The organism is Streptomyces sp. NPDC051286 (assembly GCF_044455345.1).
Classification (GTDB): Bacteria; Actinomycetota; Actinomycetes; order Streptomycetales; family Streptomycetaceae; genus Streptomyces.
Map to the genome: position 1 here is coordinate 107,902 of NZ_JBITER010000004.1, position 16,965 is coordinate 124,866.

Genomic DNA, 16,965 nt, shown 5'->3' on the forward strand with positions numbered 1-16,965 from the left:
AACGCGGCCAGCGGAGTCGCAGGGCGTCGGGAGTCCACTCCCTGTCGCGGGGGAGGCCGTCAGCCCTCGATCTCCTTCGGGAGGCCCTTGTGCGGCTTCCGCGGCCGCCCCAGGGGCGGCAGCTCCGGGAGCCGGTCCCAGGGGATCTGGGCCTTGCGCAGGTCTTTCCTGACCCGATCGGCAAGCTTCTTCGTGTCGCGCCGGTTCATCATCGCGCCGATGGCGGCGCCGGCCAGGAACGGGATCAGGTTCGGCAGATCGCGCATCATCCGCTTCACGATCTGCTGGCGCAGCTCCCGCTTCATCCGGCCGCCGAGCGCCGCATCGATCGTCGCCGGATGGGTGACATCGATGCCTCGCTCCTCCGTCCACGACGTGAGGTACGCGGTGCTGCGCTGGGTGAGGCCGCCCGGCGGGCGCAGGCCGTAGACCTCGTGCAGTTCGGCCACGAGCTTCATCTCGATCGCGGCCACGCCGGTGATCTCCGCGGCCAGCTCGGCGAACATGGCGGGCGGTACGGGCAGCATGGCCGCCGCGCCGATACCGGCGCCCACGGTGGCAGTGCCCTTGCTCGCCCCTGCGACGAGCTTGTCGGCGAGTTCCTCGGGGCCGAGGCCCGGGAACTGCCTGCGCAGGGTTGCGAGGTCGCGCACAGGGACGCGGGGAGCGGTCTCAATGATCCGGTCGGCGATATGACCGATCGCTGCCCTGGCGCCCTCCCCGCCCTTGCGTACGCCCCGTTTGACTGATTGCAGACGGCCTGCCCCGGTCACGGGCTCCGTCCTGCCGGTCCGCTCGGCCCCATCGGCCGCGCCGGCTGCTGGTATTGCTCGGCCCGTCTCTGCGGCAATGGCGGCTTCCACTGCTTCGAGCGAGGCCGAACGGCCTCGCTCGTCGTCAGAAACGCCCGCGGAGGGTAGCAGGGCGGACCGCTCGGCAAGGGCTGCTTCGCCCTCTGCCGGGCCTGTACCGCCCTGATTCGCCTCCGACGGCTCCTTGCGTCGCAAGCGCCGCTTCCGGAACGGTGTGTCGCCTGCCACGTCCGACCGGACCTAGTCGCAGTCGCGGCAGATCGGCTGGCCGTTCTTCTCGCGGGCCAGCTGGCTGCGGTGGTGCACGAGGAAGCAGCTCATGCAGGTGAACTCGTCGGCCTGCTTGGGCAGGACCCTGACGGCGAGTTCCTCATTGGACAGGTCCGCTCCGGGGAGCTCCAGTCCTTCTGCCGCGTCGAACTCGTCGACGTCGACGGCGGACGCCGTCTTGTCGCTCCGACGGGCCTTGAGTTCCTCAAGGCTGTCCTGGTCGACGTCGTCATCGGTCTTGCGTGGGGTGTCGTAATCCGTTGCCATGTGTCGCTCTCCCCCTCTGGGTGTCTGCGGTGTCTCAGCGCACGTAACGCGTGAGAGGCCGGACTTGTGCCCGACCCGAGGCGGAGATTTTGCCTCACATCAAGGTCTGTTACTCAATCGACACCCGAGCGGACCTCTCTGGAGCGGTCGGCTTGGGTGGCGAAGGGGACCGTACACGGTCCGAATGCCGCGCTTCACGGGCGCCACCCCGTGTACTTCCCGTGATATCGACCCCCGAAAACCCCGACTTTTGCCGGATTTTGGGTGGGAGGCCTGGTCACGGAGCGTGGAACACCCGAGATTCGCTCCTGTGATCGATCACACACGGATCCCTCGGGCGCGGGTCCCGAAAATTCCGCTCAAAGCGAACGAAGCGATCCCTGTGCGTATCGCTCGAACCAGCCTCTCAGACCGGCAGGGTGACGCGCATCATGAGACCACCACCCTCACGGGGTTCCGCAATGATACGGCCGCCGTGAGCACGCGCCACGGACCGCGCGATGGACAGGCCGAGCCCGACCCCCTTGTCGCTGCCCGTTCGCTCCGTACGGAGCCGTCTGAAGGGCTCGAAGAGATTGTCGATCTCGTAGGCCGGCACCACGGGGCCGGTGTTCGAGACCACCAGCAGCGCCTGGCCGGGCTGCAGCTGGGTGGTGACCTCCACCCAGCCCTCCTCCCGGATGTTGTAGCGCACGGCGTTCTGCACGAGGTTCAGCGCGATCCGCTCCAGCAGGACACCGTTGCCCTGGACGACGGCGGGCACGATCTCCTCACGGATCTCCACGCCCTTCTGCTCGGCCTCGGCCCGGGTCTGGTCGAGCGCGCGCGTGGCGACCTCCGCGAGGTCGACCGGCTTGCGCTCGATGATCTGGTTGTCGCTGCGGGCGAGCAGCAGCAGCCCCTCGACCAGCTGCTCGCTGCGCTCGTTGGTGGCCAGCAGGGTCTTGCCGAGCTGTTGGAGCTCCGGCGGAGCCTGCGGGTCGGAGAGGTGCACCTCCAGCAGGGTGCGGTTGATCGCGAGCGGGGTACGCAGCTCGTGCGACGCGTTCCCGACGAACCGCTGCTGCGCGGTGAAGGCCCGCTCCAGCCGGTCGAGCATGTCGTCGAAGGTGTCGGCGAGCTCCTTGAGCTCGTCGTCGGGACCGTCCAGCTCGATCCGCCGGGACAGGTCCGTCCCGGCCACCCGGCGGGCGGTGCGGGTGATGCGGCCCAGCGGGGAGAGCACCCGGCCCGCCATGGCATAGCCGAAGGCGAAGGCGATGACGCTCAGACCGACGAGGGCCAGCAGCGAACGGTTCAGGAGGGTGTCGAGCGCCTGCTGGCGCTGATGGTTGACACACGAGTTCATGGCCGCGTTGACGGCAGCCGGTGACGACCCCTCTCCGGAGAGGTTGCACAGATCGCTGGAGACCTGGCCGCTGACGACCTTGAACGGCAGCTCACTGCCCACGTGCAGGGCCTGTGCGGCCAGCATGTAGATGATCGAAAGCAGCAGGATGCCGGCGATCAGGAACATCCCGCCGTACAGAAGCGTGAGCCGTATCCGGATGGTCGGGCGCAGCCAGGGGTACGGGGGCTCCAGCTGTTTGGGGTCCCAGGTGGGTTTCGGGGGCGCTGTCGGGGGCGCCGGGATGGTGGACACCAGGCCTCAGATCCGGTAACCGGAGCCGGGCACGGTGACGATGACCGGTGGCTCCCCGAGTTTGCGGCGCAGGGTCATGACCGTCACCCGGACCACATTGGTGAACGGGTCGGTGTTCTCGTCCCAGGCCTTCTCCAACAGCTGCTCCGCGGAGACGACCGCGCCCTCGCTGCGCATCAGCACCTCCAGCACCGCGAACTCCTTCGGCGCGAGCTGGATCTCCTGCGCGTCGCGGAAGACCTCGCGGCGGTTGGGGTCCAGCTTGATGCCGGCGCGCTCCAGGATGGGCGGCAGCGCGACCGTCGTACGGCGCCCCAGGGCCCGTACCCGCGCGGTCAGCTCGCTGAAGGCGAACGGCTTCGGCAGGTAGTCGTCGGCGCCGAGCTCCAGGCCCTCCACCCGGTCGCTTACGTCCCCGGAGGCCGTAAGCATGAGCACTCGGGTCGGCATGCCCAGCTCGACGATCCGGCGGCAGACGTCGTCGCCGTGCACCAGGGGGAGGTCCCGGTCCAGCACCACGACGTCGTAGTCGTTGACCTCGATGCGCTCCAGGGCCGCCGCACCGTCGTACACGACGTCGACCGCCATGGCCTCCCGGCGCAATCCGGTGGCCACCGCATCGGCGAGCAGTTGCTCGTCCTCCACGACGAGTACACGCACGGCGCTTTCCTTCCTTAGAAACTTCAGAACGTTCGAATGAGCCCACGGACCGTGATCGGCCCGGCTCAGCAGCACTGTCTGTCCGGCACCATCCTGCCTGCAACGCGCATAAACCGGCGGTAAGGCGGCGCGGCACGACCTGCGACTTCGGGGAATTCAACGGATTTCCGGGCCAGTTGAGGTTTCTCTGAGCCAGGGCCTGGGGAAGACGAGTTCACACCCGCGATCACGCCATGCATGTGGCGCACCACGGCCGCTCCGTCCCCGGAGAGTGCGTGATCACCGCCCTACCGCCCCTGGCGGAGGGAAACCCGGGCACACCCCCGTGCCACCGACCCACGATGAGGGGGCGCACCATGGACGCTTTCACCGCAGGTCTGCTGCAGCGGATCAAGACCACCGAGTCCGACCTCACCAGGGCCCGCGAGACGGGCGACGACTTCCTCGCGGATGTCGAGCAGGGAGAGCTGGACGACCTGCACCGCCTCGCCGCCGAGCACGGTGTCGAAGTCGGCGCCACGGCCGTCTGAGCAGTCGGCACAGGGCCCCCGGCATCCTCCATGACGCCGGGGGCCCTGTGCTGTCGTGAACGCCCGCGACAGCGCGCCCCAGGCGCTTTGCGGCCGGGTGCGTCAGTCGTGCCAAGCGCCCAGATCCTCCAGCAGGATCTGCAGGGGCTCGAAGACGCCCGGTGACGCCGCCACGGTCAGGTCGCCGTCGGCGGGCAGTCCGGGCCGGCCGCCGGTGCGGGCGCCGGCCTCCCGGGCGATCAGGTCACCGGCGGCGAGGTCCCAGGGGTGGAGCCCGCGCTCGTAGTAGCCGTCCAGCCGGCCCGCGGCGACATCGCAGAGATCGACGGCGGCCGAGCCGCTGCGCCGGATGTCGCGGAGTTTCGGGATCAGCTGCTGGGCGACGTCAGCCTGGTGCGCACGGACGTCGGTGACGTAGTTGAAGCCGGTCGAGACCAGCGCCTGGTCGAGCGGCGGTGCGGGCCGGGTGCGCAGCGCGGTGCCGTCGCCGTACGCGCCGCCCTTGGCGTACGCGCCGCCGCCGAGGACCGCGTGGTACGTCTCACGGCGCATCGGGGCCTCCACCACGCCCACGACACGCTCGCCGTCCCGTTCCGCTGCGATGGAGACGGCCCAGGTCGGCTGACCGTAGAGGTAGTTCACCGTGCCGTCGAGCGGATCGATGACCCAGCGGATGCCGCTGCTGCCCGCGGAGCTGGCACCCTCCTCGCCGAGGAAGCCGTCCTGGGGGCGGCGCTCGGCGAGGAAGCCGGTGATCAGCTTCTCGGCGGCGATATCCATCTCGGTGACGACGTCGATGGGGCTGGACTTGGTCGCGGCCACCCCGAGATCGGCGGGGCGGCTGTCGCGGAGCAGCGCACCGGCGCGCCGGGCGGCCTCCAGGGCGAGGCCGAGCAGTTCGGACAGGACGGGATCGGCCACAGAGGGCACAGGGCTCACAGGGGTCACAGAGGTACAGCGCTCCTAGGCGTAGGGACTGTCGGCGCCCGCCGCGGCGGGCTTGAGGGCACGGGCCGGGCAGCAGCCGACGGGGCAGAGATCATGGCTCGGACCGAGCGCCCCGAGCGCGCACCGCTCCACCGTGCGTCCCCGCTCGGTGGCGGCGCGCTCGAGGACCAGCTCGCGCACGGCCGCGGCGAACCGCGGGTCCGCACCGACCGTCGCGGACCGCCGCACCGGCAGACCGAGCTCGGCGGCCTTCGCGGTGGCCTCGGTGTCGAGGTCGTACAGGACCTCCATGTGGTCCGAGACGAAGCCGATGGGGGCCATGACCACAGCGGGCACGCCCGCCCCGTGGAGCGCCTCCAGGTGGTCGCAGATGTCGGGCTCCAGCCAGGGGATGTGCGGGGCACCGCTGCGCGACTGGTAGACGAGCTGCCAGGGATACGCGACACCGGTCTCCTCGCGCACCGCGTCGACGATCACCCGGGCGACATCGAGATGCTCGGCGACATACGCGCCGCCGTCGCCATGCGCCTCCTCGGGGCCGGAGGTGTCGGCGGCGGAGGTGGGGATGGAGTGTGTGGTGAAGGCGAGGTGTGCCCCGGCCCTGGCCTCTTCGGGAAGCTCGGCGAGCGACGTGAGGACACCCTCCACCATGGGCCGGACGAAGCCCGGATGGTTGAAGTAGTGCCGGAGCTTGTCCACGCGCGGCACCGGCAGCCCTTCGGCCTCCAGCACGGCCAGCGACTCGGCGAGGTTCTCGCGGTACTGGCGGCAGCCGGAGTACGAGGCGTAGGCGCTGGTGGCGAGGACGGCGATGCGGCGGTGTCCGTCGGCAACCATCTCGCGCAGGGTGTCGGTGAGGTAGGGCGCCCAGTTGCGGTTGCCCCAGTACACCGGCAGATCGAGTCCGTGGTCCGCGAAGTCCTTGCGCAGGGCGTCCAGCAGGGCCCTGTTCTGGGCGTTGATCGGGCTGACGCCGCCGAACAGGAAGTAGTGCTTTCCGACCTCCTTCAGCCGCTCCTCGGGGATGCCGCGGCCGCGGGTCACGTTCGCGAGGAACGGGACCACGTCGTCCGGGCCCTCGGGTCCGCCGAAGGAGAGCAGCAGCAGGGCGTCGTAGGGGGCGGGAGCGCGCAGTTCGGACATGGGAACGATCCTGCCACCCGCCTGTGACAGCGCTCCAGCCGACATCCATCGGCGTACCAGCGCCCCGGCGCCGGACGCCGTGCGCCGCCCGTAAGCTGTATCGGCCACCTTCGCGCCTGACACCATCCCTGCCACCCCGTGTGACCTCGCCGTACCGGAGCCCTCCTTGCCCAGTCCCTACCGCGCGATCTTCGCCGCCCCCGGCACCAAGCGGTTCTCGGCTGCCGGATTCCTCGGCCGGATGCCGCTGTCCATGATGGGCATCGGTGTGGTGACCATGGTTTCCCAGATCACCGGCCGTTACGGTCTCGCGGGCGCGCTCTCCGCGACGCTGGCGATGTCGGCGGCAGTGCTGGGACCGCAGGTCTCCCGGCTGGTCGACCGGCACGGGCAGCGCCGCATCCTGCGCCCCGTCCTCGTCGTCGCGCTGGCGGCGGTGGCCGGGCTGCTGATCTGCGCACAGCAGCGGCTGCCGGACTGGACACTCTTCGTGTTCGCCGCCGGGGCCGGCTGCGTGCCCAGTGTGGGGTCGATGATCCGGGCCCGCTGGGCGGAGATCTACCGGGGCTCGCCGCAGCAGTTGCACACGGCGTACTCGTGGGAGTCGATCGTCGACGAGGTGTGCTTCATCTTCGGGCCGATCATCTCGATCGGTCTGTCCACCGCCTGGTTCCCGGAGGCGGGTCCCCTGCTGGCCGCCGGGTTCCTGCTGGTCGGCGTCGTCTGGCTGACCGCCCAGCGCGCCACCGAGCCGGTCCCGCATCCGCGCGAGCAGCACACCGACGGCTCGGCGCTGCGCTCCCCCGGTCTCCAGGTGCTCGTGGGCACCTTCGTGGCGGCCGGCGCGATCTTCGGCGCGGTCGATGTGGTGACCGTGGCCTTCGCCGAGGACCAGGGGCACAAGGCCGCGGCGAGCCTGGTGCTGGCCGTGTACGCGCTGGGGTCCTGCCTCGCCGGAGCCGTCTTCGGACTGCTCCGTCTCAAGGGGAGGGCGTCCACCAGGTGGCTGATGGGGGTGTGCGCCTTGGCCGTGAGTATGATCCCCCTCCAACTGGCCGGGAGCCTGCCGTTCCTGGCCGTGGCGCTCTTTGTCGCGGGTCTCGCCATCGCACCGACGATGGTCACCACCATGGCCCTCGTCGAGCAGCACGTACCGCGCACCAAGCTGACCGAGGGCATGACCTGGACCAGTACCGGGCTCGCGGTCGGCGTGGCGCTCGGCTCCTCGGCCGCCGGCTGGGTCGTCGACGCGTCCGGGGCGAAGGCGGGGTACGCGGTGCCCATCGCGGCGGGAGCGCTCGCGGCCGCGGTGGCGTTCCTGGGGCATCGCCGGCTTGCCAAGCCGGTTCCTACGGGAAGGCGCGGGGAAGATGACCGACACCTACGCACGGACGACGACGAGCGCGTGGCGTAACTGGGCGGGGAATGTCACCGCGCGTCCGGCCCGGGCCGTCTCCCCCGCCTCCGTGGACGAGCTCGCCGAGGCGCTGCGGCGGGCGTCCGAGGACGGCCTGAAGGTGAAGCCCGTCGGCACCGGACACTCCTTCACCGCGACCGCCGCCACCGACGGTCTGTTGATCCGCCCCGATCTGCTCACCGGCATCCGCGAGATCGACCGCACGGCGATGACGGTGACCATCGACGCCGGCACCCCGCTGAAGCGGCTCAACGTCGCGCTCGCCCGGGAGGGCCTGTCGCTCACCAACATGGGCGACATCATGGAGCAGACGGTCGCCGGGGCCACCTCGACCGGCACCCACGGCACCGGCCGCGACTCGGCGTCCATATCCGCCCAGATCCGCGCCCTCGAACTGGTCACGGCGGACGGCACGGTGCTGACCTGCTCCGAGAAGGAGAACGCCGACATCTTCGCCGTCGCCCGGATCGGGCTCGGCGCACTCGGTGTCATCACCGCGATCACGTTCGCCGTGGAGCCGGTCTTCCTGTTGACGGCCCGCGAGGAGCCGATGACCTTCGACAAGGTCACGGCCGACTTCGACGAACTGGTCGCCGAGAACGAGCACTTCGAGTTCTACTGGTTCCCGCACACCGGCAACTGCAACACCAAGCGCAACAACCGCAGCGCGGGCCCCGCCGCTCCGCCCGGAAGGGTCAGCGGCTGGATCGAGGACGAGCTCCTCTCCAACGGGATCTTCCAGGTGGCCTGTTCGCTCGGGCGGGCGGTCCCCGCCACCATCCCGTCGATCGCCAAGCTCTCCAGCCGTGCCCTGTCGGCCCGTACGTACACGGACATCCCGTACAAGGTCTTCACCAGCCCGCGCCGGGTCCGCTTCGTGGAGATGGAGTACGCCCTGCCGCGCGAGGCCGCGACGGAGGCGCTGCGCGAGGTCAGGGCGATGGTCGACCGGTCGCCGTTGCGGATCAGCTTCCCGGTCGAGGTCCGCACGGCCCCCGCGGACGACATCGCACTCTCCACGGCCTCGGGCCGGGAGAGCGCGTACATCGCCGTCCATCTGTACAAGGGCACGCCCTACCAGGCGTACTTCACCGCGGTCGAGCGGATCATGACCGCGCACGACGGCCGCCCGCACTGGGGCAAGGTCAACACCCGCGATGCGGAGTACCTGGCCGGGGTCTACCCGCGATTCGGCGAGTTCACCGCCGTGCGCGACCGCCTGGACCCGGACCGGCTCTTCGCCAACGACTATCTGCGCCGGGTCCTGGGCGACTGACCGCTACGACCGGGACGGTCACAGGCCGGTGCCCGTCCCGGTCGTGGCCGGTGCCTCCTGCCCCGGTGCGACACCCGCACCGGTGGGGTCCGGGGCGACGCTGCTGGAGTCGCCGGGGGCCGTCGGAGTGGGCGTGGGAGCCGGAGCCGCCGGGCTGCCGCCCGAGCTCGGCGGTGTGGGCGCGGGCGTCGGCTCGGCCGTGGAGCGGTCGCCCTGGCCGGTGCCTGGACTCGGGCTCTGCCCGCCCTGCGAGTCCGCGCCCGGCGTCCCGCCGCTCTCCTGACCTGGCGTCCGCCCCTGGCCCGGGTCCGTACTGACGGACGGAGCCGGGTCGGCGGGCTCCGAGCCCCGCTCGCCGCCGCGTACGACGGATCCCACGGTCGTTCCGTGACCACCGCTCAGATCGCCGCCGGAGACGAGCTCGTACGTGGTGATCCCGGCCATCGACACGGCGAAGACCGCAGCGGCCCCGACGGCCGACCGCTTCCAGCCGCGGATGCGGGTGCCGTGGGTGGTCGACGCGGAGAACTCCTCGTCCGGAACCGGGCCGTGCGGCACCGGCCGCCGGGCCCCGTCCCCGGGACGTGGCTCGAACAGCCGTGTCCCATCCGTGTCGGGAGACGTGAGCAGCTGGGTCCCGTCCGTGTCGAGGGGCCTCAGCGGTCGGGTCTCCTGATCGGCGAGCGGCTCCAGCAGCTGCGTACGGTCCGGGTCGGCTGCGACCGTGCGCAGCACCGCCGTCGCGTCCGCGGATCCTTCGGGCGGCCGGTGAGCACCCCACGTCTCACGCTCCGCCACGTCGCGTGCCGCGCGCGCCTCCTGCGGATCCGCCGCTCCGTACGCGTCCCGCACCTCACGCGTCCCGCTCGCCCTGCGGGTCTCCCGGCCCGTGAGCTTCGCGTGGCCCGTGACCTCGCGGATCTGCTCACCCGTTCGACGGAAGAAGTGCTGGAAGACCGAGCCGCCGCAGGTGGCGACGATGCTCATCACTCCGGCGCCGAGAATCGTTCCGTACACACCCAGTTGCGAGGCCGCCACTGCCGCCGCGACCGCTGCCACTGCACTGCCGGCCACCTGCGGCAGGCTCAGATCGATACGCCTCTCTCTGGGTTCTGTGTCACTTTCCGGCTTCCGCACCATTTCCAGCCCTTGATTGACATCTCTCCCACCATGCAACAGGAAGGGACAATCGGGCGAAGTGAATAGTTCCACTTCAGGTGATTCTGTGAAGCAGGACACGCGTCATGGGCATTTCGCGTCCAGTTGGGTAGTTGGACTCCCGCATCCGCTGAGAACTTCGACGGCGCGCCGGTCCACCCACGTGGCCCGAATGGAGTACTGTGGCGAGCCCTGGGGCCGGACTCCCACGTGGGGTCCGGGACCTTCGGGACGGGGCCGAAGGAGGCACTCGATCCGGCGGCGCCACGGCATCGCACGGGGGCCAGCTACGCGGGGTGACATTTGGTCACTCAGCGTTGCGCAAAGGTCACCGTGTCATACCGGCGATCCAGGGTTCACGCCCGACACGCCGGGCAACACGGCAATGTTGTGGCAGGCTGCACCCGGGCAGGCCACACTCGACTAGCGGAAGCAGCGACGCACGTGACGTCGGCAGGCACCACCCGGGAGGTCCCCATGCCCGAACTGCGTGTCGTGGCCGTCTCCAACGACGGCACACGACTGGTGCTCAAGGCTGCGGACAGCACGGAGTACACGCTTCCGATCGACGAGCGGCTGCGCGCCGCTGTGCGCAACGACCGCGCGCGGCTCGGCCAGATCGAGATCGAGGTGGAGAGCCACCTCCGCCCCCGCGACATCCAGGCGCGGATACGAGCCGGTGCCTCCGCGGAGGAGGTCGCTCAGTTCGCCGGAATTCCGGTCGACCGCGTCCGCCGCTTCGAGGGCCCCGTGCTCGCGGAGCGCGCCTTCATGGCCGAGCGGGCCCGGAAGACTCCCGTGCGCCGTCCCGGCGAGAACACCGGCCCCCAGCTCGGCGAGGCGGTGCAGGAGCGCCTCCTGCTGCGCGGCGCCGACAAGGAAACCGTCCAGTGGGACTCCTGGCGTCGTGACGACGGCACCTGGGAGGTCCTGCTGGTGTACCGGGTCGCGGGCGAGCCGCACTCGGCGAGCTGGACGTACGACCCGCCGCGACGGCTGGTCCAGGCCGTGGACGACGAGGCGCGTTCACTGATCGGCGAGACCGACGATGTCGCCGCGCCCGAGCCGAGCTTCCCGTTCGTGCCCCGGATCGCCCGACTGCCGCGCGACCGGCCGCTGGACCGTGCGCTCGACCGTCAGATGGAACGGCCCACTCCGCCGCCTCCGCCCGAACCGGAGGAGCACATCGTCGGGGTCTCGGCCGGTGAGCGTGACTCGCTGACCAGCCTGCTGGAGGCAGTACCGAGCTTCCGTGGCGACATGGTGGTGCCGGAGCGGCCCGAGCCGCCGACGACCGAGCCCGCCGCGCAGGAGCCGGAGGCGGACGAGCCGCCGGCCGCGGCAGCCTCCGCGGGCGCCGGTTCCGCTTATGCGGATGTGCTGATGCCGCGCGCGGTGGCCGGCCACCGCGACCGATTGACCGGAACGACCGACCGCCAGGCGGAGGCGGACGGTGTCCGTCCGGGCCGCCGGGCCGCAGTGCCGAGCTGGGACGAGATCGTCTTCGGCACCCGCCGCAAGAAGCAGGACTGACCCGGGTGACCGTGGCATGACGAGGGCCCGTACGCCGCTGCGTACGGGCCCTCGTGCGGTCTGCTTCCGGAACCGGTCACCGCAGTTCCGGGTGGCGCCGCTACTGGGGGTCGGGGCCCGTGGCCACCGGCCGGGACTCGTCGGCGGACCACTCGGACCAGGAGCCCGCGTACAGCGCGGCGGGGATTCCCGCGACGGCCAGGGCCAGCACCTCGTGCGCGCCGGAGACCCCGGAGCCGCAGTAGACGCCGACCTCCGGCGCCCCGTCCGTGCCGAGTTCCTTGAATCGGGCTGCCAACTCCTCCGCGGGCAGGAACCGCCCGTCACCACCCGTGTTCTCGGACGTCGGGGCCGAGACCGCACCGGGAATGTGGCCGCCGACCCGGTCGATCGGCTCCACGTCGCCGCGGTAGCGCTCCGCGGCCCGTGCGTCGAGCAGCAGTCCGGAGCGGGCCAGCGCTGCCGCGCCGTCCGCGTCCAGCAGGGGCAGCGCACCCGGTTCGGGCCTGAAGTCGCCCTCGGCCGGGGTGGGCGACTCGCTGGAGAGTTCGCCGCCCCAGGCGGCGAGACCGCCGTCCAGTACGCGGACGTCCGGGTGGCCCGTCCAGCGCAGCAGCCACCAGGCGCGTGCCGCGGCCCAGCCCTGACCGCCGTCGTACACCACGACCGGAGTGTCGCGAGAGACCCCGGCGCGGCGCATCACGGCGCCGAATTCCTCGGGGTCGGGCAGTGGATGACGGCCGCCGCTGCCTGCCGGACCGGCGAGTTCCGCGTCCAGATCGACAAAGACCGCACCGGGGATGTGCCCGGCCTCGTAGTCGGGACGGCCGTGCGGTCCACCGAGCTGCCAGCGCACGTCCAAGAGCACCGGCGGACGTGGCCCCGCCGACTCGCTCGCACATTCGAATGCGGAGATGATGGGCTTCATGGGTGCCATCCTCGCGCAGAAGCCCGCCCACGTGTAATAACACTTAAACGGATGTACCGCATCAAACCGGACTTCCTCTGTCGAGATCCGGGAACATGCGGCGCGGCCGGGGCGCATCGCGCGCCGGGTGGTGCAAGCATCTGCACGGGGCGCGCACATCCCGCACCGCCAGACGGCGCGTCGGCCCCGTTCCCCCGTACGGCCACCACGATGGTCCGAGGAGAGAGTGACGATGACCGAGGCTGCCGTTCGGCGCACACCCGGAACACCTTGCTGGGTGAGTCTGATCGTGCACGGCCTGTCCACGACCCAGACGTTCTACGCGGAGCTGTTCGGCTGGGAGTTCAGGCCCGGCCCGCAGCAACTGGGACCGTACGTGCGGGCGCTGATCGACGGGCAGGAGGTTGCGGGCATCGGGCAGTTGCCGCCGGAACGGCACCTGCCGGTCGCCTGGACGACCTATCTGGCCACCGACGACGCCGACGTCACGGCGGAGACCATCCGCTCCTGCGGCGGAACCGTCGCCGTGGGGCCGCTGGACGCCAGTGAGGCCGGCCGGCTCGCCATCGCCTCCGACCCGAGCGGTGCGGTCTTCGGGATCTGGCAGGCCGCCGCGCATCTCGGTACGGCGCTGGCACGGGTCCCCGGCACCCCGGTCTGGAACGAGCTGGTGACCCGCGAGACCTCGACGGTCGCCAAGTTCTACCAGGCGGTCTTCGGCTACGACGCAGAGGCGGTGGTCTCGGCCGACTTCGACCACCAGACCCTGCACCTGAACGGCCGCCCGGTGGCCTCGCTGCACGGCGTCGGCCGCGCCTTGCCGCGCGACCGGGGCCCGCACTGGATGACGTACTTCGAGGTCGCCGACACCGATGAGGCGGCCGCACGGGTGGTGAATCTCGGCGGGCATGTGCTGCAGCCCCCGCGGGACGGGACAAACGGGCGCGTGGCGACGGTCGCGGACCCGGAGGGCGCCGCCTTCGCGATCGTACGGCCCGACGAACAGTGATCCCTCACGCCGTGGGGGGCACGTCCTCCTAGCGGCTCTCACCGGCGAGCACCGGTTCGATGCGCCGCAGGACGTCCGGCCACCCGTCGCCCATGCCGTGGAACGCCGCTTTGCCCAGGGGCGAGTCGACGTCGAACCCGGCATGTTCCAGAAACAGCCGGGTGCCCGTCCCCTCGGGGTGAAGCCGCCAGGTGATGGTGGTGTCCAGCGAGCCAGGGGCGAAGCTGTAGCGCAGAAGACGCTCAGGCTCGACTGCGAGCACCTCGCACGCCTGCCGGCCCCAGGGCCCCATGTCCAGGGTGAAGCGGTGCCCCACAACAGGCCGCACATCACCGGCGGCCCACCACCGCGCGTGCAGTTCAGGATCGGTCAGCGCCCGCCAGACCGCCGCCGGCGGATGGGCGATGAACTGGTCGCCATGGATGACGGCCGGGTCTGTGCTGGTCATCGGTTCTCCTCGTCGATCAGATCGCTCAGCGCGCCCATCCGGGCCCGCCAGTAGCGTTCGAAGGGATGCAGCCACTCGGCCGCCTCGGCCAGTGGAGCTGCTTCCAGGTGGTAGTAGCGGTACCGTCCGCGCGGCTCCTCACGCACCAGCCCCGCACCCCTGAGCACCGCCAGATGCTCGGAGACCGCAGGCCTGCTCAGTTCGAACGCGCCGGCGAGATCGCCGGCCGCGCGTGGGCCGTCACGGAGAGCTTCCAGGAGTGTGCGCCGGACCGGGTTGGCCAGAGCGCCGAAAACATCTGCTTCCGCCATGCCCACCATCATGCGTCGGAAATTTCCGACACGTCAAGCGCGCGGAGACGAGATATGGAAGGAGGGGCTCCGCGGGTCCGGCGCCTCAGCCGGATGTCACCGGAAGGACGTCCGGCGACAGCACACCCGCGCGGGCCGTCGCACTGGTCATCCTTCGCTGATGGTGGCGCCTGCACAGCACCTCGTAACCGACCTCGTCCGTCTGCTGGTTGACATCCCCCACCACGACCTGGGCGCCTTCGACGACCATCTCGCCGCCCACCGTCCGGGCGTTGTGCGTCGCCCGTGCACCGCACCAGCAGAGCGCTTCGACCTGAAGGGTCTCGACCCGGTCGGCCAGTTCCATGAGGCGCTGAGACCCGGGGAACAGCTTCGTCCGGAAATCGGTGGTGATACCGAACGCGAAGACGTCCAGGCCGAGGTCGTCGACGATCCGGGCGAGCTGGTCGATCTGTACAGGGGCGAGGAACTGCGCCTCGTCCACGATCACGTAGTCCGCCCGGCCGCCACGGGTGACGTGGTCGACGAGATGGGCGTACACATCCATGCCCTCGTCGGCCTCGACGGCCTCCGTGACGAGCCCCAGCCGCGAGGAGAGCTTGCCCTCGCCCGCCCGGTCGTCACGGGTGAAGATGACGCCCTGCAGCCCGCGGGCCGACCGGTTGTGGCCGATCTGCAGCGCCAGCGTGCTCTTTCCGCAGTCCATCGTTCCGGAGAAGAACACAAGCTCGGGCATGAGGGGGTGAACACCTTTCGGTTCAGCAAGGGCGGGAGGGAGAAAAACGGGTTACGAACGTACTTCGAGGAGCGGGACGAGCTGCTCGACGGGGGTCATCGAGCCGTGCATGCCCACCATCGCCGATTCGTGCGGCTCCTGGACGGACGCGGTGACCACCACGTCGTCGCGGGCGGCCGCCACCACGTCGCCGACCCTGCCGTACACCCGCTCGTCGACCTTCGGACCGAACCAGCCGGCCGCGATCGCCTCGTCCCGGCTCGCCACCCAGAACTGCTCGCCGAGCACTTCCTGCCAGACAGCCAGCACATCGGCCTCGGCGCCGGGGACGGCGTACACATGGCGGGCCCGGCCCTCGCCGCCGAGCAGGGCGACGCCCGCGCGCAGCTCCCAGTCCTCGTCGAAATCGATCCGGGACTGTTCGTCGAACGGGATGTCGATCATGCCGTGGTCGGCGGTGATGTACAGCGCCGAGCGGGGCGGGAGCTGCTCGGCGAGGCGCTGCACGAGACCGTCCACGTACATCAGCTGGCCGCGCCAGGCGTCGGAGTCGACGCCGAAGCGGTGCCCCTTGCCGTCGATCTCGCTGTAGTACGTGTAGACGAGCGACCGGTCACCGGCGGCGAGCCGGTCCGCGGCCAGGTCCATCCGGTCCTCGCCGGAGAGCCTGCCGTGGAACGTGCCGCCGCTCAGCGCGACCTCGGTGAGCGGGGTGTGCTGGAAGGTCGGGGCGGAGACCTGCGCGGTCGCCACACCGGCCTCGTCGGCGAGCCGGAAGACGGTGGGATACGGCTGCCAGACCGCCGGCGAGGTCCAGGGCTTCCAGCGGAGCTGGTTCATCAGCTCGCCGGTTTCCGGATTGCGGGCGGTGTAGCCGGGCAGGCCGTGTGCGCCGGGCGGCAGCCCCGTACCGACCGAGGCGAGCGAGGTCGCGGTGGTGGCCGGGAAGCCCGCCGTGATGGGACGGCCCGTGCCCCCACGGGAGGTGGGGAGCAACGAGTGCAGATACGGCGCCTCGTCCGGATGGGCCTTGATCTGCTCCCAGCCGAGTCCGTCGATCAGGAAGACGCAGTTCCGGTCGGCGGGGGTGAGCTCCGGTATCGCCGCCGTGAAGCCGGGCACGCCCTGTCCGGCGACGAGCGTCGGCAGCAGATCGGCGAGCGAACCGCTGCCGTACGCGGGGACGGGAGCGGTGTCGAGAGGGAGCAGAACGGGGTCCTGCCAGGCCGGCTGGGCCATCAGCGGCCGGTAGCCGCGGTCGCGGCCGTCGCCTCGGAGAGGGACTGGGCGAAGGCAAGGGTCTGCCGCACCGTGTCCGGGCCGTCACCGGCCTCGCTGACCCGCAGGCTCAGGTCGTCGGCGGTGGAGCTGCCGGTGTAGCCGTGGTCCGCCTCGCAGTTGGGGTCGCCGCAGGCGGCGGGCTCCAGGTCGATGCGGGAGACCGCGCCCCAGCCGATGGTCAGGACGACCTCGCGGGGCAGTGTGCCCGGGACGTACTTCTCCGGGTCGGCCACGACGCGACTGACCACCACCGACGAGATCCGGTCCAGCTTGACGGACTCGGTGGAGGTGGTGGCGTACGGCGACGGGGAACTGGTGTCCGCGTTCTGCTCGTCGGTGTGGCTGACGATGAAACGGTTGTCCGTCAGGACCAGGACCGTGACGTGCCTGCGCACCTCGTTGGAGTCGAAGGTCGTCTCCTGGTGCACCAGGTACGAAGCGACCGGCTCACCCCCGACGGCGGCCTCCACCGCCTCGGCCACAAGGGCCGGGTAGTAGCCGCTGCGCTCGATCGCTGCGCGCAGCCCCTGGGTCGTCGTACCGGTCTTCGCCATACGGACCATCCTACGGGGGGTGGATGACTGCCGGGGACGCAG

18 protein-coding genes are annotated in these 16,965 nt (G+C 70.8%); 5 read left to right on the top strand and 13 right to left on the bottom strand.

Going from position 1 to position 16,965, the window contains the following annotated elements; genetic code table 11:
• Window positions 1-59: 59 nt before the first annotated feature.
• The 4 genes from ACIBB8_RS06510 to ACIBB8_RS06525 all read right to left on the bottom strand — a co-directional run bounded on the left by ACIBB8_RS06510 (window position 60) and on the right by ACIBB8_RS06525 (window position 3,651).
• Window positions 60-1,040 carry a hypothetical protein gene (locus ACIBB8_RS06510; protein ID WP_398949303.1) on the bottom strand — a complete coding sequence of 327 codons (981 nt, stop codon included), beginning with the start codon at window positions 1,038-1,040 and terminating at the stop codon, window positions 60-62.
• 12 nt (window positions 1,041-1,052) lie between these two features.
• Window positions 1,053-1,349, bottom strand: coding sequence for a DUF4193 domain-containing protein (locus ACIBB8_RS06515; protein ID WP_003965732.1), 297 nt, complete (start codon window positions 1,347-1,349; stop codon window positions 1,053-1,055).
• A 406-nt stretch (window positions 1,350-1,755) separates the two neighbouring features.
• The gene (locus tag ACIBB8_RS06520) at window positions 1,756-2,991 is read right to left on the bottom strand and encodes a sensor histidine kinase (RefSeq protein ID WP_398949304.1); all 1,236 of its coding nucleotides are present in this window, start codon (window positions 2,989-2,991) and stop codon (window positions 1,756-1,758) included.
• Window positions 2,992-2,997: 6 nt separating this feature from the next.
• Window positions 2,998-3,651, bottom strand: a complete 654-nt coding sequence (locus ACIBB8_RS06525) for a response regulator transcription factor (RefSeq protein ID WP_358860390.1) — start codon at window positions 3,649-3,651, stop codon at window positions 2,998-3,000.
• 356 nt (window positions 3,652-4,007) lie between these two features.
• Here ACIBB8_RS06525 and ACIBB8_RS06530 point away from each other — a divergent pair, with 356 nt between their 5' ends.
• Window positions 4,008-4,181 (top strand): hypothetical protein, encoded by a 174-nt coding sequence (locus tag ACIBB8_RS06530; protein WP_398949305.1) that lies wholly within the window; start codon window positions 4,008-4,010, stop codon window positions 4,179-4,181.
• Window positions 4,182-4,283: 102 nt separating this feature from the next.
• Here ACIBB8_RS06530 and ACIBB8_RS06535 read toward each other — a convergent pair whose 3' ends face one another.
• Together ACIBB8_RS06535 and ACIBB8_RS06540 are read right to left on the bottom strand one after the other, a co-directional pair.
• Complete coding sequence (locus ACIBB8_RS06535; protein ID WP_398949306.1) at window positions 4,284-5,102, bottom strand: inositol monophosphatase family protein; 819 nt, start codon at window positions 5,100-5,102, stop codon at window positions 4,284-4,286.
• A 42-nt stretch (window positions 5,103-5,144) separates the two neighbouring features.
• Window positions 5,145-6,272, bottom strand: a complete 1,128-nt coding sequence (locus tag ACIBB8_RS06540) for a ferrochelatase (RefSeq protein ID WP_398949307.1) — start codon at window positions 6,270-6,272, stop codon at window positions 5,145-5,147.
• 166 nt (window positions 6,273-6,438) lie between these two features.
• Here ACIBB8_RS06540 and ACIBB8_RS06545 point away from each other — a divergent pair, with 166 nt between their 5' ends.
• Together ACIBB8_RS06545 and ACIBB8_RS06550 are read left to right on the top strand one after the other, a co-directional pair.
• Window positions 6,439-7,686 carry an MFS transporter gene (locus tag ACIBB8_RS06545; protein WP_398949308.1) on the top strand — a complete coding sequence of 416 codons (1,248 nt, stop codon included), beginning with the start codon at window positions 6,439-6,441 and terminating at the stop codon, window positions 7,684-7,686.
• Window positions 7,643-8,965, top strand: coding sequence for a D-arabinono-1,4-lactone oxidase (locus ACIBB8_RS06550; protein WP_398949309.1), 1,323 nt, complete (start codon window positions 7,643-7,645; stop codon window positions 8,963-8,965). The genes ACIBB8_RS06545 and ACIBB8_RS06550 overlap by 44 nt, the downstream gene beginning before the upstream one ends.
• Before the next feature lie 18 nt (window positions 8,966-8,983).
• Here ACIBB8_RS06550 and ACIBB8_RS06555 read toward each other — a convergent pair whose 3' ends face one another.
• The gene (locus ACIBB8_RS06555; protein WP_398949310.1) at window positions 8,984-10,105 is read right to left on the bottom strand and encodes a hypothetical protein; all 1,122 of its coding nucleotides are present in this window, start codon (window positions 10,103-10,105) and stop codon (window positions 8,984-8,986) included.
• 495 nt (window positions 10,106-10,600) lie between these two features.
• Here ACIBB8_RS06555 and sepH point away from each other — a divergent pair, with 495 nt between their 5' ends.
• Complete coding sequence (gene sepH / locus ACIBB8_RS06560) at window positions 10,601-11,656, top strand: septation protein SepH (RefSeq protein WP_398949311.1); 1,056 nt, start codon at window positions 10,601-10,603, stop codon at window positions 11,654-11,656.
• A gap of 100 nt (window positions 11,657-11,756) precedes the next feature.
• On the opposite strand, the gene ACIBB8_RS06565 is transcribed toward sepH, so the two are convergent.
• The gene (locus ACIBB8_RS06565) at window positions 11,757-12,584 is read right to left on the bottom strand and encodes a sulfurtransferase (protein WP_398949312.1); all 828 of its coding nucleotides are present in this window, start codon (window positions 12,582-12,584) and stop codon (window positions 11,757-11,759) included.
• Window positions 12,585-12,816: 232 nt separating this feature from the next.
• Between ACIBB8_RS06565 and ACIBB8_RS06570 the strand changes: the two genes are divergently transcribed.
• Window positions 12,817-13,593: a VOC family protein gene (locus ACIBB8_RS06570; RefSeq protein WP_398949313.1), complete on the top strand. Its 777-nt coding sequence runs from the start codon at window positions 12,817-12,819 to the stop codon at window positions 13,591-13,593.
• 28 nt (window positions 13,594-13,621) lie between these two features.
• Here ACIBB8_RS06570 and ACIBB8_RS06575 read toward each other — a convergent pair whose 3' ends face one another.
• From ACIBB8_RS06575 to ACIBB8_RS06595, 5 genes are all read right to left on the bottom strand, one after another.
• Complete coding sequence (locus ACIBB8_RS06575; RefSeq protein WP_398949314.1) at window positions 13,622-14,041, bottom strand: SRPBCC domain-containing protein; 420 nt, start codon at window positions 14,039-14,041, stop codon at window positions 13,622-13,624.
• Window positions 14,038-14,361 (bottom strand): ArsR/SmtB family transcription factor, encoded by a 324-nt coding sequence (locus tag ACIBB8_RS06580; RefSeq protein WP_398949415.1) that lies wholly within the window; start codon window positions 14,359-14,361, stop codon window positions 14,038-14,040. The genes ACIBB8_RS06575 and ACIBB8_RS06580 overlap by 4 nt, the downstream gene beginning before the upstream one ends.
• Window positions 14,362-14,437: 76 nt before the next feature.
• Complete coding sequence (locus ACIBB8_RS06585) at window positions 14,438-15,088, bottom strand: thymidine kinase (RefSeq protein WP_398949315.1); 651 nt, start codon at window positions 15,086-15,088, stop codon at window positions 14,438-14,440.
• A gap of 51 nt (window positions 15,089-15,139) precedes the next feature.
• A complete protein-coding gene (locus tag ACIBB8_RS06590; protein WP_398949316.1) occupies window positions 15,140-16,327 on the bottom strand; it encodes an alkaline phosphatase family protein in 1,188 nt (395 codons plus the stop codon).
• Window positions 16,327-16,923 carry a DUF5998 family protein gene (locus ACIBB8_RS06595; protein WP_037701269.1) on the bottom strand — a complete coding sequence of 199 codons (597 nt, stop codon included), beginning with the start codon at window positions 16,921-16,923 and terminating at the stop codon, window positions 16,327-16,329. The genes ACIBB8_RS06590 and ACIBB8_RS06595 overlap by 1 nt, the downstream gene beginning before the upstream one ends.
• Between the last annotated feature and the right edge of the window lie 42 nt (window positions 16,924-16,965).